Here is an 18,489-nt window from a genome sequence, read left to right on the forward strand (position 1 = left end):
CGAGGGACGCCCCGGCTGCGTCGGAGGCAGCGAGGGACGCCCTCGCTGCCCCGGCACCGCACAAGGCGGGACGAGGCGGCCTGCGGGACGCGGCCTCAGCCGCGGGCGCGCTGCTTGATGCGCGCGGTGAGCTCCTGGACCTGCTCGTAGGTCCGGCGACGCTCGGCCATCTCCTTGCGGATCTTCTTGTCCGCGTGCATGACCGTGGTGTGGTCGCGGTTGCCGAACATCTGGCCGATGCGTGGCAGGGAGAGGTCGGTGAGCTCGCGGCACAGGTACATCGCGATCTGCCGGCTCAGCGCGAGGGCCTTGGTCTTGCCCGGCCCACAGAGGTCGTCGATGGACACCGAGTAGAACTCGGCGGTCACGGCCATGATCGTCGGAGCGGTGATCTCCGACTGGCGGGAGTCGGGGATGAGGTCGCGCAGGACGATCTCGGCGAGCTGGAGGTCGATCGGCTGCCGGTTGAGCGACGCGAACGCCGTCACGCGGATCAGGGCGCCCTCGAGCTCGCGGATGTTGCGCTCGATGCGGTCGGCGATGAACTCGAGCACCTCGGGCGGCGCGGCCATCCGCTCGCCGGCGGCCTTCTTGCGAAGGATCGCGATGCGCGTCTCGAGCTCGGGCGGCTGGATGTCGGTGATCAGGCCCCACTCGAAGCGGGTGCGCAGGCGGTCCTCCAGCGTCTCCAGCCGCTTGGGCGGCCGGTCGGAGGACACGACGATCTGCTTGTTCGCGTTGTGCAGGGTGTTGAAGGTGTGGAAGAACTCCTCCTGGGTGCCTTCCTTGCCCTCCAGGAACTGGATGTCGTCCACCAGCAGCACGTCGACGTCGCGGTAGCGGCGCTGGAACGCCACCTTGCGGTCGTCGCGCAGCGAGTTGATGAAGTCGTTCGTGAACTCCTCGGTGGACACGTAGCGCACGCGCATGCCGGCGAAGAGGCGCTGCGCGTAGTGCCCGACGGCGTGCAGCAGGTGTGTCTTGCCGAGTCCGGAGTCGCCCCAGACGAAGAGCGGGTTGTAGGCGCGCGCCGGGGCCTCGGACACCGCGACGGCGGCGGCGTGGGCGAAGCGGTTCGAGGCGCCGATGACGAACGTGTCGAACGTGTACTTCTCGTTGAGCCGCGTCTGGGAGCGCGGCGCGCCCCGGGCCGGGTCCGGGCCGGTGTCGCGCATCCCGCCCATCGGCTCGCCGGGCCCGCGCGGAGGCCAGATCTCCTGCACCGCCGCGAGCCCGTCGCGGACCTCGTCGACCTCTTCCTCGGGGTGCGACCGGTCCGGGTTGTGCGTCACGCGCCCGACCCCGGCGGCCGCGGCGATCGCCTCGGCGCGGTGGGACGAGGTGGTGGCCGACAGGTACCCGGTGTCGGGCCCGTGGTGGCCGTTGCCGGCGTGGTCGCCGTCGGACGACGGCATCGAGAGCCGCGGCAGCGGGGACGTGCTCGGCCCGACCTCGGGCGCGGGGCGGGCGCTGTGGTCCACCCGCACGGCGAGCGAGACCGGCCGGCCGATGTGGCGGGAGAGCGCGGCGACGATCGGGTCGCGCAGCGCGCGCTCGATGGCCTCCTTGGCGAACTCGCTCGGGGCGGCCAGCAGGGCCGTGTCGTCGAGGAGCCCGAGGGGGCGCGTCACGCGGACCCACGCGCGCTGCTGGGGGGAGAGCGCGGCACCCTCGACGGAGCCCGCGGTGAGTTCGGCGACGACCTGGCCCCAGGTCTCGTCGAGGTCGAAGAGCTGGTCCGACACCGGGCACCCCCTCCGTCCCCTGCCCGCCGTGTGCGCTCGCCCGACCGGCCGAGGGCGCGCGTATCCACAGTTCTGTCCACAACTGTGCACGACGTCGTACGGACGGTGACGCGCGGGTGCGGGGCGGCCCCCCGGCGCCCGGGCTCGGTTCCGGTCGACGGCACGGTGAGCGCGGGGCGAAGGCCGCGTCCTCGACGGGTGAAGGACGCTAACAAGCGTTCGGCGGGGCCCACAACCTCCCCCCGGACGGCGGTGTGGGTCGTGCGGCGACCGGGGTGCGCTCCTCGGTGCGCCACCGGCTACCCTGGTTGCGACCGGAGTCGGCCCCCGACGGGGTGGTCGGCACTGACCGTGGCGCCGCAATCACGTGGCGCGTGGGAGCAGGAGAACCCGAAAGTGGCCAAGGGCAAGCGCACGTTCCAGCCGAACAACCGTCGGCGTTCCAAGACGCACGGCTTCCGGCTGCGCATGCGCACGCGCGCCGGCCGTGCGGTCCTCGCCGCCCGTCGCCGCAAGGGCCGCGACCAGCTCAGCGCCTGACCGGCGTCACCGGCCCGACCGGCCGGCACGATCTCCTCGACGGGACCGCTCCCTCCGGACGCGGTCCCGTCGTCGTGTGTCGGGCCCCGCGTCGGCCCGGTGGTGCCGCGTCGGTGCCGTGTCCGCGCCCTCACGCCGCCGTGCTCCCCCGCCCCCGCCGCATCACGCGGCCCCAGGACTTCCGCCTCGTGCTGCGCCGGGGCCGGCGGGCCGGGCGCCGCCGCCTCGTGGTGCACGCGCTGGTCGCACCGACGGCGTCCACGGCCTCCGCACCGGGGCACCCCGCCCGGGCCGGCCTCGTCGTGGGACGTGGCGTCGGCCCCGCGGTCACGCGTCATCGCGTGAGCAGGCGGCTGCGCCACCTGCTGCGCCCGCGCCTCGAGGGCCTGCCGCCCGGCACCGACCTGGTGATCCGCGCGCAGCCAGCGGCGGCGGACGCGACCTCGTCCGAGCTCGGTGACGACCTCGACGCCGCCCTCGCGCGGCTGGGTCTCACCGGGCCGCGGCTCACGGAGTGAAGAGGTAGTTGCGCTCGGTGTCGACGATCCCCGCGACGGGCCGCCAGGCCCCTGACATCCTCCTGCCGGCGGACCAGGTGTACGCCCGGTACCCGAGCGCACCCGTGAGGCGGGCGAAGAGCTCGTCGGCGCCCACGCCGTACTTGCGGGTGTGGCGATCCTCGATCTCGAGCAGCAGGTGCGGGCGATGAGCGGCGAGCAGGCCGGCTGCGCCGTCCAGCAGCGCCCCCTCGGCACCCTCGACGTCGGCCTTCACCAGGGTGACGCGCTCGATACCGAGGTCGGCGACGATCGAGTCGAGGGTCTCGACGGCCACGGACTCCAGCCGGTGCCCGGCGAACTCGCGGTTCGGGCCGGCGTCCTGCGCGCCCGCGGTGAGGTAGGCACGGCCGTGCACGGGCAGCCCGCGTCGTCGGGGCACCGAGAGGTGCGCCGTCCCGGGCGTCGCGCCGAGGGCGATGCGGTGCAGCGACACCCAGGACAGGCCGGCGGCGCGCACCCCGAGCTCCAGCGCCCGGTGGGCTCCGTGCTGGGGCTCGAAGGCGTGCACGGCGCCGTCGGGTCCGACGAGGTCGGCGAGCACGTGGGTGTAGAGGCCGAACTCGGCGCCGACGTCGAGGCAGACGTCGCCCGGCCCGACGACGTCGGCCAGGCCGAGGATCTCCTTCTCGACGACCGAGCCCCGGCTTGCGGCGGCCGAGAGGGCGATGCGGACGACGCGCGAACGGCGGGTGCCGCGGGCGGTCCGTTCGGTGGGAGGGCCTCCGGCGATCGACACGGCGCGGATGCTCCCACGGTGCTCCGGACCCGTTCGGGCGGCGGTCGCTTCCCGGCCCGTGGACAGGCACCATGGAGGCGACGGCCGCCGTCCGCCCAGCGGACGGCCCGGTCGGAGACGAGGAGGACGGCATCGGTGGAGGACCGAGCACCGGTGCGCAGAGCGTCGGCGACGGAATCCCCGGCGCCCGCCGACGCCCCCGATGACGGCCCCGCCGGCCGGCCGTCGATCGCGGTCCGGGTGCTCGTCGCCGTGCTCGGCTTCTACCGGCGCTGGATCTCGCCGATGTTCCCGCCCTCGTGCCGATTCCACCCCACCTGCAGCGCCTACGGCATCGAGGCGCTGCGCACCCACGGGGTCGTGATCGGCACGGGGTTGACCCTGGTCAGGGTGGCCAAGTGCGCCCCCTGGCACCCTGGAGGCCTGGACCCGGTGCCACCCCGCGGGCACCGGACGTGGTGCGGGTGGCCCCGCCGCGCCGCCGACACGGGGGCCGACACCCCCCACACCGAGGAGCGAGAGTCGTGCTGAACTTCATCTACTACCCCGTGTCGGGAATCATGTGGTTCTGGCACGAGGTGTTCGGCTTCCTCCTCGGTCCCGCCAGCGGCCTCGGCTGGGCGCTGTCGGTGATCTTCCTCGTCTTCACGCTCCGGGCGCTGCTGATCAAGCCCTTCATCAGCCAGGTGCGCTCGATGCGCAAGATGCAGGAGTTCCAGCCGCAGATCAAGAAGCTGCAGGAGAAGTACAAGAACGACCGCACCAAGCTCGCCGAGGAGATGCAGAAGCTCCAGAAGGAGCACGGGGTCAACCCCCTCGGCGGCTGTCTCCCCCTCCTGGTGCAGCTGCCGGTCTTCATCGGCCTGTTCCACGTGCTCCGCGGGTTCCAGCCGAACTATCCGTACAACTACGTCTTCGACCGCGCCGACATCGAGTCGTTCACCAACGCCGACATCTTCGGCGTGCGGCTGAACGAGGCGGTCGCCGGCGGGATGCAGTCGCTGGGCACCTTCAGCTTCAACTTCGGCGACTTCCAGGCCCACGTCCTGCCGGTGGCCCTCCCGCTGATGATCCTCGCGGCGGTCGCCACCCACTTCACCGCGCGCGTCTCGCAGCAGCACCAGAGCCCGGCGGCCGCGGCGAACCCGCAGGCGGCGATCATGGGCAAGATCACGATGTGGCTGTTCCCGGCCGGTCTGCTGGTCTTCGGTGTCTTCTTCCCGATCGCGATCCTCATCTACTTCCTGAGCCAGAACACCTGGACGCTCACCCAGCAGTTCCTCATCTACCGCAAGATCGCCCGCGAGGAGGAGGAGAAGCGCGAGCAGGCACGCGAGCAGCGTGACGCGCTCGCCCCGCGGCCCGGTCAGAAGCCGCAGCGCCAGCGCGCGGCGGACGCCGACGTCGACGTGAGCGACGACCCCGTGGCCACCGACGACGTGGTCGAGGCCCCCGCGCCCACCACCGCACCGAAGCCCGGCGCGAAGCCCGGCGGCAAGAAGGCCGGCGGCGGTTCGGGCCGCCGCGCCCCGGGCAAGGTCGGACCCGCCCGTTCGGGTGGTCGCCAGACCTCCGGCAACGCCGCCCCCGGCAAGGTCGGTGCGAACGGCTCGGCGAACGGCTCGTCCAACGGGTCCGGCAACGGCTCCGCGAAGAACGCCGGCAAGGGCGGCGGCAACGGCGCCGGCGGCAAGAACGGACAGCTCGCGTCGTCGGGCCAGGGCAAGCGCCCGAACAGCAAGAAGAAGAAGTAGAGCCACGCGGACGGCCTCCGGGCCGTCGCGACCCCCCGGCCCGACGCGCGTCACCCGCTGCGCGGGCCGGACCACGAACCCGCACGCGCGCGACGGTCGGCGCGACGCGTGCCAGGAGAGGCCCCGTGGGGCCCGGCGGAAGGAGACGGCGTGTCGGAGACGGTGACGTCGCAGGACCAGGCGGAGGACCAGACCGGGGTGGAGGCCGGCGCGGAGACCGGGAGGCCCCCGGAGGACGCGTCGCGCGCGGAGCGCAGCTCGGAGGACCAGCTGGTCCGCGAGGGCGACATCGCGGGTGACTACCTCGAGCGGCTGCTCGACATCCTCGACTTCGACGGCGACATCGACCTCGACGTCGAGGCCGGGCGCGCGGTGGTCAGCGTGGACGGCGGCAAGGACCTCGAGAAGCTCGTCGGGGCCCGCGGCGATGTCCTCGAGGCGCTGCAGGAGCTCACGCGCCTGGCGGTGCAGCAGTCGACGGGCACCCGGAACCGCCTCATGCTCGACGTCGCCGGCTGGCGCTCGCAGCGCCGGTCGGAGCTCACCGATCTCGGACGGACCGCCGCCGCAGAGGCGAAGGACACCGGGCATCTCCAGCGCCTGCGGCCCATGACGCCGTTCGAGCGCAAGATCGTGCACGACGCGGTGGCCGGGATCAGCGGAGTGCGCAGCGAGAGCGAGGGCGAGGAGCCCCGCCGTCGCGTCGTGGTCCACCCGACGGAGGGCTGAGCACGCCGTGGCGCGCACGAGGGGTCCGTCCCACCACGTTCCACGTGGAACACCCGGATGAGCACCACCCGCGGGGACTCCGCGGACGGGGTCGGACCGGACGGGCCGGCCCCGGACGCCGGGGAGGTGCCTGCTCCGCCGGCGGCCGCCGCAGCGGTGTTCGGTGATCGTTTGGCGGCCGCGGAGCGCTACGTCGCGCTGCTCGCCGGCCCCGGCCAGGACCAGGGCGTCATCGGTCCGCGCGAGCTCCCCCGCCTCTGGGATCGCCACGTGCTCAACAGTGCGGCGGTCGGCGAGGTCCTCCCCCTCGACGCCACCGTGGTCGACGTCGGCTCCGGCGCCGGGCTCCCCGGCATCCCCCTGGCGCTCGCGCGTCCGGACCTCCACATCACGCTCCTCGAGCCGATGGCCCGCCGGGTCGCGTGGCTCGAGCAGGTCGTCGCCGAGCTCGGACTCCCGGTCGCCGTCGTCCGGGGCCGGGCCGAGGAGCGGGAGGCCCGTCGTCAGTGTGGGGAGAGCGACGTCGTCACGGCACGCGCCGTGGCCCCGATGGGACGACTGACCACCTGGACGCTCCCCCTGGTGAGGCCGGGTGGGACCCTGGCGGCGATGAAGGGCGCGAGCGCCGCCGGTGAGGTGGAGCGCGACCTGAAGGAGATTCGCGCGGCGGGCGGGGAGGACCCCCGGGTGGTGCGGTGCGGCGTGGGAGACGCCGCCACCACCGTCGTGCTGGTAAGCCGGAGCGAGCGACGCGGCCCGTCCCCCGGTGCCGGACGCCGCGCACGCGGCAGGAAGGATCGAGCCCGTGACCGATCGACCGACGTCCGGCCGCACCGTTCCACGTGAAACCGCTCGCTCCGGCGAGCGCCCGTCCGCGGAGAAGGTCCGCGAGGCGGTCAGCGACGCCGCCGCGAGCGCCGGCGCGGGAGTGCTCGGCGCGGGCGAGGTGCTCTACCCCGGTGGCGACGAGGGGATGACGCCGATCGCGGAGGAGGCGGCCCGAGCGGCGCGCGTCCTGCACCCCGAGGACCACCGTCTCCCCCGCCCCAGTGAGCGCCGGGTCATCACGGTCGCCAACCAGAAGGGCGGCGTCGGCAAGACGACGAGTGCCGTCAACCTCGCGGCGGCCCTCGCGCTGCACGGCGCCCGGGTCCTCCTGATCGACCTCGACCCCCAGGGCAACGCGAGCACGGCGCTGGGCGTCGACCACCGCAGCGGGACACCCTCGGTCTACGAGGTCCTCCTGGGCGAGATGACGATCGACGAGGCCGCCGCGGTCTGCGAGCGCTCCCCGGACCTGTTGTGCGTCCCCGCGACGATCGACCTCGCCGGCTCGGAGATCGAGCTCGTCTCGATGATGAATCGCGAGTCGCGGCTGAAGAACGCGCTGACCACCGAGGCGCTGGACCGGCTCGACGTCGACTACGTGCTCATCGACTGTCCGCCGTCGCTCGGCCTGCTCACGCTGAACGCGATGGTCGCCGCTCCCGAGATCCTCATCCCGATCCAGTGCGAGTACTACGCGCTGGAGGGTCTGAGCCAGCTGCTCAACAACATCGCGCTCGTGCAGTCGCACCTCAACCCGCGGCTGCACGTGTCGACGATCCTGCTGACGATGTACGACGGCCGCACGAAGCTCGCCGACCAGGTGACCTCCGAGGTGCGCACCCACTTCGGCGAGGTCGTGCTCCGGACGGTCATCCCCCGCAGCGTCAAGGTGTCCGAGGCCCCCGGCTTCGGCCAGACCGTGCTGACCTACGACCCGGGCTCGCGCGGTGCCATGAGCTATCTGGACGCGGCCCGCGAGGTCGCCGCCCGCAGCGGTGTGCGTCGCCAGACCGAGGGTGCGGAGACGGCGCGATGAGCGAGCGACACGATGCAGGGGGGCCGTCGACGATGAGCGGACCGGCGCGCACCGAACGGCGTGGCGGGCTGGGACGCGGTCTTGCCGCACTCATTCCGACCGGTCCGCCGGAGACGGACGCCCCCGCCCCCTCGCGGCCCGGGCTCGGCAACCGCGCGGCGGACGTCGTCTTCGGCGCCCGGCGCTCCGACGAGGAGCCCGGCACCGCCGCGACGACCGGCGACGGTTCCACGGGAAACACGGGGGACGTCGCTGGCACGGTGTCGGGCGAGGTGTCGGGCGAGGTCTCGGGCGAGGTGGCCGGCGCGGTCTACCGCGAGGTGCGCATCGACGGGATCCGCCCCAACTCCCGGCAGCCGCGGCAGGTCTTCGACGAGGAGGCCCTCGCCGAGCTCGAGCACTCGATCCGCGAGTTCGGGCTCCTGCAGCCGATCGTGGTCCGCGAGCTCCCCGTGCCCGAGTCGGGTGCCGACGGTGGCCCGTCCCTCACCCACGAGCTCGTCATGGGCGAGCGCCGTTGGCGGGCCGCGCAGCGGGTGGGCCTCGAGCTCATCCCGGCGATCGTGCGGCACACGCCGGACGACACGCTCCTGCGGGACGCGCTGCTCGAGAACATCCACCGGGCCCAGCTCAACCCGCTGGAGGAGGCGGCGGCCTACCAGCAGCTGCTCACCGAGTTCGACGTCACGCACGAGCAGCTCGCCGACCGTATCGGGCGCAGCCGCCCGGCCATCACCAACACCATCCGGCTGCTTCGGCTGCCCGTCGCGGTGCAGCGGCGGGTCGCGGCGGGAGTGCTCTCGGCGGGCCACGCGCGGGCACTGCTCGGTCTCGAGGACCCGGGAGCGCAGGAGGAGCTGGCGGCCCGCATCGTCGCCGAGGGACTCTCGGTGCGCGCGGCCGAGGAGGCCGTCACGCTCGCGCGCGGCGGCACGCCGAACGCAGGCAAGCGGGCACCGGCACGCAAGCCGATGCACGCGCCGGGACTCCAGGACCTGGCCGAGCGGCTCTCCGACACCTTCGACACCCGCGTGAAGGTCGAGCTCGGCCAGCGCAAGGGACGGATCGTCGTCGAGTTCGGTTCGGTGGACGATCTGGAGCGCATCGCGCGTCTGATGGGTCGGGACCCCTCCTCGGGCTCCTGACCTCAGGGGTGGTCGCCCGGGCCCTCTCCGTTGATCTGAGGGCGCCCTGAGATCGACGGAGAGATCGGCCACCTGGTCGGGGCCGCGCCATCGCACGACACGAGAGGTGATCGTCCGGACGGGCGACCCCGTGATCGGGACCCGGCGAACCGGGCACCGTATCCTCTCGGACGAAGACGGTCGGGGAAGGCGGGTCGCGTGTCGCGGAGCTGTGTCGGGGTCACCCTCGACAACATCGAGGAGCTGCCCAAGCAGTGTCGCCGCTGCGTGTACTGGGAGATCCCGCCGCACCTGAGCGACCAGGCCGAGGAGTTCGGCACGGTCGAGCTCGAGAAGGAGGCCTGGGTCTCCGGTGTCCTGCTCGAGTGGGGCTCCTGCGGGCGGATCGCCCACGTCGACGGCGTCCCGGCCGGCTTCGCGTTCTTCGCCCCGCCCAACGTGGTGCCGCGCGCCGCGGCGTTCCCCACGGCCCCGGTCTCCGCGGACGCGGTCCTGCTGTGCGGCGTGCACGTGATGCCGGACTTCGCCGGCGAGGGCATCGGGCGCCTGCTCGTCCAGGACGTGGTGCGCGACCTGACCCGCCGCGGCGTCAAGGCCGTCGAGGCGTTCGGTGACGACGCCGAGCGCCCCCGTGCCGAGGCCCACGGCCGCACCGACCGCGGGACGCCGACCTGCGTGCTGCCGGCGGCGTTCCTGCGCAACGTGGGGTTCAAGACGGTGGCACCGCACGCGCGCTGGCCGCGGCTGCGCTACGAGATGCAGACCGGCTTCAACTGGAAGGAGGACGTCGAGGCCGCCATCGCCCAGCTGCTGGGCTCGGTGACGATCTCGACGGCTCCGGCGGCCTCGCCGCAGCCCGCACGGGTGTGCTCGGCCTGACGGCCGTCCCGGCCCGCCGGGGGTGGCTCACACCCCGGCGGGGCGGTTGCTCTCGCGCTGGAGGACCTCGGCCCAGGTGAAGGTGCCGGTGGGCTTGTCGTCCTGGCCGAGAAGGTAGAGCCGCTTGACCGCGACGAGGATGCCCTCGGCGACGACGTCCCGGAAGCCGGGGTCGAGCAGGGCGGCGCGGTCGCGCTCGTTGGTGAGGTAACCGATCTCGACGCGCACCGCGGGCATGCGCGTGAGGCGCAGCAGCTCCCAGGGGCGCGGGTGGACGCCACAGTCGAGCATGCGGGTGCGGGCGAGCAGCTCGCGGTGGATGAAGCCCGCGAGGGCCTCGCCCACCGTGGAGGTGGCGCCGGTACCGGTACCGAAGTGGAACGCGGCGAGGCCGTTGGCGGCGGGGCTCGCGTTGGCGTCGACGTGCAGCGACAGCACGACGTCGGCACCCGCGGAGTTCGCGAAACCGGCCCGCTCGGCGTCGGTCGGGCAGTCGTGGGGGCCGTGGGAGAGCAGCGCCTCCATGCCCGCGGCCGCCATGCGTCCCTCGAGGCGGCGGCCGATGTCGTCGACCAGCCCGGCCTCGGTGACGGCCTCGGCGCCGCTGCCCACGGACACGCCGCGATCAGCGCCGCCGTGGCCCGGGTCGATGACGATGCGCTTGCCCGAGAGCCGGGGGCCGGCGCGGTGCAGGCGCTCCTGCTCGCGGAGCAGGCCCGGACGCCCGCCGGTGACCTTGCGGCCGAGGTAGCCGAGATGACGCAGCGTCCGCGGCCCGCACATGCCGTCGGGGCTCATGCCGTAGTCGCGCTGGAAGCCGCGCAGGGCCTGCTCGGTCTGGCGGCCGAACACGCCGTCGGCGCGCCCGGAATCGTAGCCGAGCTCCAGGAGACGCTCCTGGAGAGCGAAGACATCGTCCCCCGTGAGGGGGGACGCGGCGTTGAGCAGCAACATCCGGTCGCCCAGGGCCCAGCGGGCGTCGCGCAGGGCGCGGTACGTGGCGGGCCCGACGATGCCGTCGGTGATCAGGCCACGGCGCTGCTGGAAGATGCGGACGGCGTGCTCGAGCTGGTCGTCGAACAGCACCGGGCCCGGGCCCGCGGGCTCCACGATGCCGAGCGCCTCCAGTGCTGCGCGGACCTCGGCGACCGGCGGGCCGGCGTCACCGCGGCTCAGCAGCTGCATGCAGTTCGCTCCCGATCGTCGTGCCCGGGTGCCGGGCGCCAGGTGTGGTCGCGCTTCACTGGCGCCTCATTGTGCCCTGCCCGGGCCGTCACGCCGCGCAGCGGGGCGACGCGGGTGGTCACGGTCCGGCCACGACGGGCGGACATGCCGACGCGCCGGGCGGCCGCCACGGAGGACGGCCGCCCGGCGCCGGAGCGACGAGCGGCAGCGATCGGACCGACGTGGACCGCTCAGGCCAGGACGTCGGAGAGGTCGTCGAGCAGGACCGACTTCGGCTTCGCGCCGACGATCTGCTTGACCGGCTTGCCGTCCTGGAAGACGAGCAGCGTCGGGATCGACATGACCTGGTAGTCCCGCGCCGTGGCCGGGTTCTGGTCGATGTCGAGCTTGGCCACCGTCAGCTTGTCGCCGTGCTCCGCGGCGATCTCCTCCAGCACCGGGGCGACCATCTTGCAGGGGCCGCACCAGGTGGCCCAGAAGTCGACGACGACGGTCTTGTCGCTGCCGAGCACCTGGTCGGCGAAGGTGGCGTCGGTGACGTTCACGGGGGCGCTCATGCGCTTGTTTCCTTCCGGTGGAGCGGGTCGAACGGGATCAGGAGGGAGCGGGAACGGCGTCTCCGGCGGGTTCGGAGGATCCTTCGTCCACCGAACCACCGTTGCCGCGCGGGGCGGTCGAGGGCCCGGTCGAGGCCCCGATCGAGGCCAGACCGTCGACCTGCGCACCGTCCACCCCGGGGGTGGGCGGCGGTGCGGTGTCGACGGTCGCGTCGGCGGTCTCGGCGAGCCAGCGCTCGGCGTCGATCGAGGCCTGGCAGCCGCTGCCGGCGGCGGTGATCGCCTGGCGGTAGGTGTGGTCGACGAGGTCCCCGCAGGCGAAGACGCCCGGGAGGTTCGTGCCGGTGCCCGGCAGCGCCACGCGGACGTAGCCCTCGTCATCGGTGTCGACGACGTCGCGCACGAGGCCGGAGCGCGGGTCGTGGCCCACGGCGACGAAGAAGCCGGTGACGGCCAGCGTCTCCTCCTCGCCGGTGACGGTGTTGCGCACCCGCACACCCTCGACCGTCGTGTCGCCGAGGACCTCCTCGACCACCGTGTCCGTCCGGATGGTGATCTTCGGGTCCTGGCGCGCACGCTCCAGCATGATCCCGGAGGCCCGGAACTCGCTGCGCCGGTGCAGGATCGTGACCGACCGGGCGAACCGGGTGAGGAAGGTGGCCTCCTCCATCGCGGAGTCGCCGCCGCCGACCACGACGATGTCGTGGTCGCGGAAGAAGAAGCCGTCACAGGTCGCACAGGCGCTGACGCCGCGCCCCAGCAGCTCCTGCTCGCCGGGAACGCCCAGGTAGCGGGCCTGCGCGCCCATCGCGAGGATGACGGCCTTCGCGTAGTGGTCGGTGCCGTTGACACGGACCGACTTCACCCCGTCGGCAGAGCCGGTGAGGTCGAGGGACTCGACGTCCTCCGGCCGCAGCTGTGCGCCGAAGCGCTCCGCCTGGCGTCGCATGCGGTCCATGAGCTCGGGGCCCTGGATCTCGTCCGCGAAGCCCGGATAGTTCTCGACTCCCGTCGTGGTCATCAGGGCGCCGCCGAACTGGCTGCCCTCGAAGACCACCACGTCGAGCTGGGCGCGCGAGGAGTACACCGCGGCGGTGTACCCGGCCGGTCCCGAGCCCACGATGATGACGTCGTGGATGGTCTGGTCGCTCACGTGTGCGTCAACGCCCGGGGCCGCCACAGGATTCCCCGCGCGGTGCCGCTCACCGGCCGACGAGCGTGTCGGACAGGGTGAGCGGTGCCCCGGCCGCGCACCCGGGCTCCACGACCAGCACCCGGAAGCGGGCGGCCACCCCGGTGGGCAGCACGAACAGCACGCCCGCCCGGCCGTCCACGACGACCTGGCGTGCGCCGACCGGTCGGGCGCCGGCGGGGACCCCGTGCGCCCCCAGGCAGCCCGCGAGTCGTCCCGGGTCGCCGAGCGGTCCGTAGTCCGAGCGGCCGAGCCCGGCCCGCAGCGCCGACGGGCCGTCGCCCCCGGCCAGGACGGGGACCTCGGGAGCCGGGGTGATCGGCAGGGCGCTCGGGGCCGGGGCACCGGCCGGCGCGACCGCGGTGAGCACGCCGACGACGATCGCCGCGACCACAGCGGCGGCCGCGACGAGGAGCAGGACGGCGCGTCGGCCCGCCCGCCGACCCCGGCCGGGCGCGTCGACGGTGCTCGGTGCGGGGGCCGCTCCGCGCTCGGCCGCCAGGGCGGCGTCGATGTCGGCGAGCAGGCCGACGGGCATCGGCGGCGTGCGCTCCCCGTACGCGGCGAGATCGGCGCGCGTGCGGGCCAGCGCGGTGGCCACGGCGGGGTCCTCCGGGTCGGGCAGGTCGGGCGGCTCGCCGGCGCCGTCGTCGGCGGCGTGCTGGTCGTCGGTCACGGTCCGCCTCCTGTCCGGTCGGCCCTGGTCGCGCTCCTCGTGGTTTGGACGTCGCCGGCGGCCCCGTAGTTCCCGGCGTCCTCCCGGTCACCCGGCACCCCCGTCGGGTGCCGCGGCCGCAGGTGGCCCAGGAGCCCCGCCAGACGGCCCCGCGCGCGGGCGCAGCGGCTCTTCACCGTGCCCTCCCGCACCCCGAGGATCCGGGCCGCCTCGGTGATCGAGAACCCGTGCACGTCGACGAGCACCACGGCCAGGCGCTGGCCGTCCGGCAGCGTCGCGAGGGCGTCCGCGACGGTGAGGCGGGTGAGCTGGTCGTCGATGCCGTCCCGCGGGGTGGGCAGGTCGTGGCCGGCGAGGGGTTCGGTGGAGCGCGTGCGGCGGCGCCGGAGCCGGTCGAGGCAGGCGTTCATCGTGATCCGGTAGAGCCAGGTGGAGACCTCGGACTCCCCGCGGTAGCGGGCGGCGCCGCGCAGCGCGGACACGAAGGTCTCTTGGACCGCGTCCGCGGCGTCCTCGCGGTGGTCGAGCGTGCGGAACGCGAGCAGCCACAGCCGCTCGGCGTAGCGGCGGACGATCTCGTCGAAGGCGCCCTCCTGCCCGGTGACGTGCGCGGCGAGGAGCTCGCGGTCGCTGCGCGGGTCGGGCACGCCGGTGACGCTAGCGAGCGGGCCCCGCCCGCCGGGGCCGTTCGGGGAAGCCCGCTCCGATCAGGGTCCGGCGCGCTGGATGCTGACGTCGGCCAGTTCGCTGACGTACTGGTCGTCGTCGCCCTGCCCCAGCTCCGTGATCCAGATCAGCAGGTTGCCGGTGGGCGGTGCGGCCTGCAGCGGGATGACCAGCTGGTCGCCGTCCACGGTCCCGGCGCCGAGGAGCTGGGTCTGGGCCAGCGGGACGTCGGCGGTGGGTGCGCTGCGGACCTCGATGCGCGTCCCCGGGCTGGGCGAGCGCACCGTCACCGACGCCACCGAGGCCGGCGCGGTGAACGTGCTCATCATGCCGATCCCGGGCTTGAGTGCCGGGAGCTGCTGGCGGTACTCGGAGGTCGACCACGTCGTCGACGGGTCGTTGTCCGCGGCGCGGTTGATCCGCGTCGGGTTGTCCGGGCTGCCTGCCGGGCTGTAGACGGCGACGCTCGAGAGCTGCACCGGGCCACCGGCCACGGGGGGCGGCGAGACGGGTGCCGGCGACGGCGGGGCGGGCGCGGGGACCGGCGCGGGCGCCGCCGTCTCGGGGATCACCACGATCGGGGGCCCGGACGAGCCGCCGCCCGCCACGACGGTGATCACCTGGTAGGTGACGAAGCCGAGGATCGCGAGCGTCGCGAGGATGAGTGCGGTCAGGCCGATGCGCAGCTTGCGGCGTCGGTCGGGGTCGGGACCGGGCTCGGGCACGGCATCGTCGTGCCACACCTCGGTGGGGTCGTCGGCGTCGATGGTCTGGCCGTTCTCGAGGACCGGCAGCAGCACGCCGTCGTCCTCGAGGCCCTCGCGCATCTGCGTGACGAGACGGTGCACCGCGGCCGCCGTCCGGATGCCGCCGTCCTCGTCGAGCGTGCGGTCCACGAGCGCCGCGAGCTCGACCGGCAGATCGGGCCGCAGCTGGCGCGCGGGCACCGGGCCCCCGCCGGGCGCGTGCGGGGCGAGCCGCAGGCCGGCCGGGGCCTGGCTGCCCTCGGGACCGGGCCAGCGCGCGGTGAGCATGAGGTAGAGCAGCGCACCGAGCCCGTGGACGTCGTCGGCGTTGGTCGCCTCGCCGCGAGGCATGGGGAAGGCGAGCCGCGTCGCCGCCCGCGTGCTCACCCGCACGCGCTGCGGGTGGTCGAGACCGAGGACGAGACCGGAGCGGTGGGCCGCGGCCACCGCGTCGGCCAGCGGCTCGATGACGCGCAGCGCGGTGCTCGGGCGCAGGGGGCCGTCGGCGACGAGCTCGACGAGGTCGCGGCCCGGGGTCCACTCGGCGACCGCGGCCCCGAGGACGCCGGTGGGCAGGGGGCTTCCGCCGGGTCGGACGACGTCGAGGATGCGCGCCGCGTGGGGGTGCTCGAAGTGCGCGGACCGCGTGGCCCGCGACAGGGCCGCCGAGGCGCGGGCGTCGCCCTGCCACGTGCCGACGAGCAGGGTGATGGCGACGTCGCGCTCGAGCATGACGTCGCGGGCCTTCCACATCGCCGCGTCGGCGCCGCGGTCGCGGCCGACCTCGGCCACCAGGCGGTAGCGGTCGGCGAGCAGGGTGCCGGGCATCAGCGGCCCGGCGGCCGGACGCCCCGGGGCGCCGCGGCCGGGGCGGCGGGGCGGCGCCGGGAACGGTCCGGAGGGGGGGCCGGGCGGGCCACCGGGTCCGGGCCTGCGCGCGGCGGGACCCCGCGGGGCGCGGCCGGCGCCCCCGGAGGTGCTCGGCGCGCCGGGCGCCACGGTGCCGGTGCTGCCGTTCGTGCTGCCGTGGCCGTTCGTGGACGACGCGCCGGCGTCCACGGCGGGCCGGTCGGGCGCGCGGGCGACGTGGGCGGTGGGCCCGTCGATCCCGACACCTGTGCGGGCGGGAGTGGACGGCGCCGGGGTGGGCGGCGACGGCGTGTCGCGGCCGGGCGTGTCACGCTCCGGCGTCTCGGGCCCGGTCGCGTCGGCCGTGGGACCGGTGGACGTCCGCTCCCCCGACGGTTCGCCGGCCACGTCCCTCACCTCCCCCTACGACGACGTCGGAGCCTACGGGACTCCGGTACCGCCTCGGGGGACGCCGGGGCACGGGTCGTGGTTGCGCCGGACGGGCCGGGACCACTCCGATGGCCGCCCCGACGCCGTCGCGTCACCGGGCCGGCGCGCGGCCACGTCCGATCAGGCGCCGCAGCCGCGACACCACGGGATCGAGCTCCGGCACCTTGAGCACGCGCATGGCCACCGCGACGACCACGAGGAAGACGCCGGAGCCGATCACCAGCACGAGCCACGAGCGCAGGATGAGCGACACGCCGCCCCCGACGAGGCGCTCGAGGAGCGTGACGCAGAGCACGGCGACGAGGACGGCCACGAGCGAGGCCAACAGGGTCAGGACGAAGGTCCGGAGCACGCGGCGGGTGTCCAGGTGCCCGATGCGCACCCGCAGCCAGATGTTGCCGACGACCAGGCCGACGACGAAGCCGAACGCGTTCACCGCGGCCAGCCCGAGCACGACCTGCTCCGGCGCCAGGAGCACCGGGCACAGGTAGGCCATCGGCACCTTGACGGCCGTGATGACGACCATGATCAGCGTCGGGGTGCGGGCGTCGTTCATCGCGTAGAAGACACGCATCTGGAGCATGACGACCGCCATCGGCACCAGGCCGAACGCCGACGCGGCCATGGCGCCGCCGAGCGAGGCCGCGCCCTCGGGGCCGGAGCGCCCGATGCTGAACAGCGCGATGCCGAGCTGCGAGCCGAACACCGTGAGCAGCGCGCTCATCGGCAGCAGGGTGACCGTCGAGAGGCGCGACCCGAGCGAGAGGTCGGAGACGACCTGGTCGAGGCGGCCGTTCGCGGCGGCGGCGCTCATCCGGGGCATGAGCGCGGTGAGCAGTGAGACCCCGAGGACGCCGTACGGCACCTGGATGAGGAGCCAGGCGTAGCTGTAGACCGCGGGTCCGCCGTCGCTCGAGCCCGACGCCACGCGCAGGATCGCGGCGAGGCCGACCTGGCTGACGAGGACGTAGCCCACGACCCAGGCAGCGAGCCCGCCGAACGCGCTCAGCCGCTGGTCCCACCCGAAGCGCCATTTCCAGCGGAAGCCGACCCGTCGCATCGCCGGGAGCATCACGCCGGCCTGGACGACGATGCCGAGCGTGCTGCCGATCCCGAGCACGAGCAGCTGCGTGGTGGAGATGCCCACCTCGGGCGACGGGAGGAAGGCGTAGATGCCGAGCGCGATGAGCGCGACCACGTTGTTGAGCACCGGGGCCCAGGCGGCGGGCCCGAAGTTGGCCCGCGAGTTGAGGATCGCCCCGAACAGCGCGCCCATGCCGTAGAAGAAGATCTGCGGGAGCAGGAGGTACGCGAAGTCGGTGGCCAGCTCGAGGTCGGTGCCCGGGTCGAGGTAGGGCCGGATCAGCAGGGGCGCGGCGAGGACCGCGATGACGGTGGCCAGGGCGAGGCCGACGGACGCCCCGGAGAGCAGCTTCTGGGCGAACCCCTCGCCGTTGTCGCCGTCCTCCTTCGCGGCCTGGACCAGCACCGGGATGACGACGCTGGTCAGGACGCCGCCGAGCAGGAGCTCGAAGATGATGTTCGGCAGGGTGTTCGCCACGTTGAACGCGCTGCCGACGAGGTTGAGGCCGACGATCGCGGTCAGCCCGAGGGTCCGCAGGAACCCGGTCAGGCGGCTGACCAGCGTGGCGACGGCCATACCGCCGGACGCCTTGACCAGGGCCCTGTCGTCGCGGCCGGCGTCGTCGACCGGCGAGCGCGGGGCCGGGACGGCCGGTGCGTCCTGCTCGAGCGGCGGGCGCGGGAGCAGCACGGTCTCGTCGTTCGAGCCGGCCACGCTCCACGAGGCGAGCGGGGCCGGGCGGGCGACGCGGACGGTGCGCTCGTCGCGGATCCCGGGCGCGGCGGACGCGGCGTCGGCTGCCTCCATCGCGGCGGTGGGCGCCGTGAGACCGGTCGTCGACGGTTCGGAGGCGGCGGCGCCGGCGGGCGAGCCGGGCGGTCGCGGTGGGGGTCCGCCCCGGGGCAGGGGCCGGGTGGGGTCCGCGGGCGGGGGGCCCGGCGGCGGACCGGGCGGTCCCGGGGGCGGGCCGGGCGGCGGTCCCACCGGTGACGGACCTCCCGCACCGGCCGGCGGGGGTCGCCCGGGCGTGCGCGGGGACCCGGGGGGTCCTCCCGGCGGGCGGGGCCCACCGGGCGCTCCCGCCGGTCCGGGTCCGTGCGGGGGTGCCGGCGGGCGTGCGGGCGGGTGTGCG

At 74.5% G+C, this 18,489-nt stretch carries 18 protein-coding genes; 9 read left to right on the forward strand and 9 right to left on the reverse strand.

The genetic code is table 11. The annotated features are described in order from the left end of the window. Positions 1-95: 95 nt before the first annotated feature. Positions 96-1,745: a chromosomal replication initiator protein DnaA gene (gene dnaA / locus PH189_RS04575; RefSeq protein ID WP_274187560.1), complete on the reverse strand. Its 1,650-nt coding sequence runs from the start codon at positions 1,743-1,745 to the stop codon at positions 96-98. Positions 1,746-2,141: 396 nt separating this feature from the next. Between dnaA and rpmH the strand changes: the two genes are divergently transcribed. Together rpmH and rnpA are read left to right on the forward strand one after the other, a co-directional pair. Beyond that, positions 2,142-2,285 carry a 50S ribosomal protein L34 gene (rpmH, locus tag PH189_RS04580; protein ID WP_274187561.1) on the forward strand — a complete coding sequence of 48 codons (144 nt, stop codon included), beginning with the start codon at positions 2,142-2,144 and terminating at the stop codon, positions 2,283-2,285. 140 nt (positions 2,286-2,425) lie between these two features. Then, on the forward strand, positions 2,426-2,803 hold the full coding sequence (rnpA, locus tag PH189_RS04585; RefSeq protein ID WP_274187562.1) for a ribonuclease P protein component: 378 nt from the start codon (positions 2,426-2,428) through the stop codon (positions 2,801-2,803). Here the strand turns inward: rnpA and PH189_RS04590 are convergent. Then, positions 2,793-3,581: an FkbM family methyltransferase gene (locus tag PH189_RS04590; protein ID WP_274187563.1), complete on the reverse strand. Its 789-nt coding sequence runs from the start codon at positions 3,579-3,581 to the stop codon at positions 2,793-2,795. The genes rnpA and PH189_RS04590 overlap by 11 nt on opposite strands. Before the next feature lie 153 nt (positions 3,582-3,734). Between PH189_RS04590 and yidD the strand changes: the two genes are divergently transcribed. From yidD to PH189_RS04625, 7 genes are all read left to right on the forward strand, one after another. Continuing rightward, positions 3,735-4,112, forward strand: coding sequence for a membrane protein insertion efficiency factor YidD (yidD, locus tag PH189_RS04595; protein WP_337994127.1), 378 nt, complete (start codon positions 3,735-3,737; stop codon positions 4,110-4,112). After that, on the forward strand, positions 4,106-5,335 hold the full coding sequence (yidC, locus tag PH189_RS04600) for a membrane protein insertase YidC (protein ID WP_274187564.1): 1,230 nt from the start codon (positions 4,106-4,108) through the stop codon (positions 5,333-5,335). The genes yidD and yidC overlap by 7 nt, the downstream gene beginning before the upstream one ends. Before the next feature lie 150 nt (positions 5,336-5,485). Beyond that, positions 5,486-6,064, forward strand: a complete 579-nt coding sequence (locus PH189_RS04605) for a Jag family protein (RefSeq protein WP_378015001.1) — start codon at positions 5,486-5,488, stop codon at positions 6,062-6,064. A gap of 57 nt (positions 6,065-6,121) precedes the next feature. Next, positions 6,122-6,910, forward strand: a complete 789-nt coding sequence (gene rsmG, locus PH189_RS04610) for a 16S rRNA (guanine(527)-N(7))-methyltransferase RsmG (RefSeq protein WP_274187565.1) — start codon at positions 6,122-6,124, stop codon at positions 6,908-6,910. 127 nt (positions 6,911-7,037) lie between these two features. Further along, the gene (locus PH189_RS04615) at positions 7,038-7,928 is read left to right on the forward strand and encodes a ParA family protein (RefSeq protein WP_274187596.1); all 891 of its coding nucleotides are present in this window, start codon (positions 7,038-7,040) and stop codon (positions 7,926-7,928) included. Then, positions 7,925-9,073: a ParB/RepB/Spo0J family partition protein gene (locus tag PH189_RS04620; protein WP_274187566.1), complete on the forward strand. Its 1,149-nt coding sequence runs from the start codon at positions 7,925-7,927 to the stop codon at positions 9,071-9,073. The genes PH189_RS04615 and PH189_RS04620 overlap by 4 nt, the downstream gene beginning before the upstream one ends. Positions 9,074-9,271: 198 nt before the next feature. Continuing rightward, positions 9,272-9,952, forward strand: a complete 681-nt coding sequence (locus PH189_RS04625) for a GNAT family N-acetyltransferase (RefSeq protein ID WP_274187567.1) — start codon at positions 9,272-9,274, stop codon at positions 9,950-9,952. Between the two features lie 27 nt (positions 9,953-9,979). Here PH189_RS04625 and PH189_RS04630 read toward each other — a convergent pair whose 3' ends face one another. The 7 genes from PH189_RS04630 to murJ all read right to left on the reverse strand — a co-directional run bounded on the left by PH189_RS04630 (position 9,980) and on the right by murJ (position 18,164). After that, entirely contained in the window at positions 9,980-11,137 is a 1,158-nt protein-coding gene (locus PH189_RS04630) for an N-acetylmuramoyl-L-alanine amidase (RefSeq protein ID WP_274187568.1), read from the reverse strand. A 230-nt stretch (positions 11,138-11,367) separates the two neighbouring features. After that, a complete protein-coding gene (trxA, locus tag PH189_RS04635; protein WP_274187569.1) occupies positions 11,368-11,694 on the reverse strand; it encodes a thioredoxin in 327 nt (108 codons plus the stop codon). 37 nt (positions 11,695-11,731) lie between these two features. Then, positions 11,732-12,847, reverse strand: a complete 1,116-nt coding sequence (gene trxB, locus PH189_RS04640; protein ID WP_274187570.1) for a thioredoxin-disulfide reductase — start codon at positions 12,845-12,847, stop codon at positions 11,732-11,734. Between the two features lie 49 nt (positions 12,848-12,896). Further along, the gene (locus tag PH189_RS04645; protein ID WP_274187571.1) at positions 12,897-13,562 is read right to left on the reverse strand and encodes a hypothetical protein; all 666 of its coding nucleotides are present in this window, start codon (positions 13,560-13,562) and stop codon (positions 12,897-12,899) included. Continuing rightward, complete coding sequence (gene sigM / locus PH189_RS04650) at positions 13,559-14,209, reverse strand: RNA polymerase sigma factor SigM (protein ID WP_274187572.1); 651 nt, start codon at positions 14,207-14,209, stop codon at positions 13,559-13,561. Before sigM ends, PH189_RS04645 begins: the two co-directional genes overlap by 4 nt. Positions 14,210-14,269: 60 nt before the next feature. Beyond that, on the reverse strand, positions 14,270-16,231 hold the full coding sequence (locus PH189_RS04655; protein ID WP_274187573.1) for a protein kinase family protein: 1,962 nt from the start codon (positions 16,229-16,231) through the stop codon (positions 14,270-14,272). A gap of 133 nt (positions 16,232-16,364) precedes the next feature. Continuing rightward, complete coding sequence (gene murJ / locus PH189_RS04660; protein ID WP_274187574.1) at positions 16,365-18,164, reverse strand: murein biosynthesis integral membrane protein MurJ; 1,800 nt, start codon at positions 18,162-18,164, stop codon at positions 16,365-16,367. Positions 18,165-18,489 lie beyond the last annotated feature (325 nt).

The sequence above is a fragment of the Actinomycetospora chibensis genome (genome assembly GCF_028737215.1).
In the GTDB taxonomy this organism is placed as follows: domain Bacteria; phylum Actinomycetota; class Actinomycetes; order Mycobacteriales; family Pseudonocardiaceae; genus Actinomycetospora; species Actinomycetospora chibensis.

Coding starts and splice junctions, on each gene's coding strand:
- PH189_RS04620 (WP_274187566.1), top strand. CDS start 7,925: ATGAGCGAGCGACACGATGCAGGGGGGCCGTCGACGATGAGCGGACCG.
- PH189_RS04630 (WP_274187568.1), bottom strand. CDS start 11,137: ATGCAGCTGCTGAGCCGCGGTGACGCCGGCCCGCCGGTCGCCGAGGTC.
- trxA (WP_274187569.1), bottom strand. CDS start 11,694: ATGAGCGCCCCCGTGAACGTCACCGACGCCACCTTCGCCGACCAGGTG.
- PH189_RS04615 (WP_274187596.1), top strand. CDS start 7,038: ATGACGCCGATCGCGGAGGAGGCGGCCCGAGCGGCGCGCGTCCTGCAC.
- rsmG (WP_274187565.1), top strand. CDS start 6,122: ATGAGCACCACCCGCGGGGACTCCGCGGACGGGGTCGGACCGGACGGG.
- murJ (WP_274187574.1), bottom strand. CDS start 18,164: ATGGAGGCAGCCGACGCCGCGTCCGCCGCGCCCGGGATCCGCGACGAG.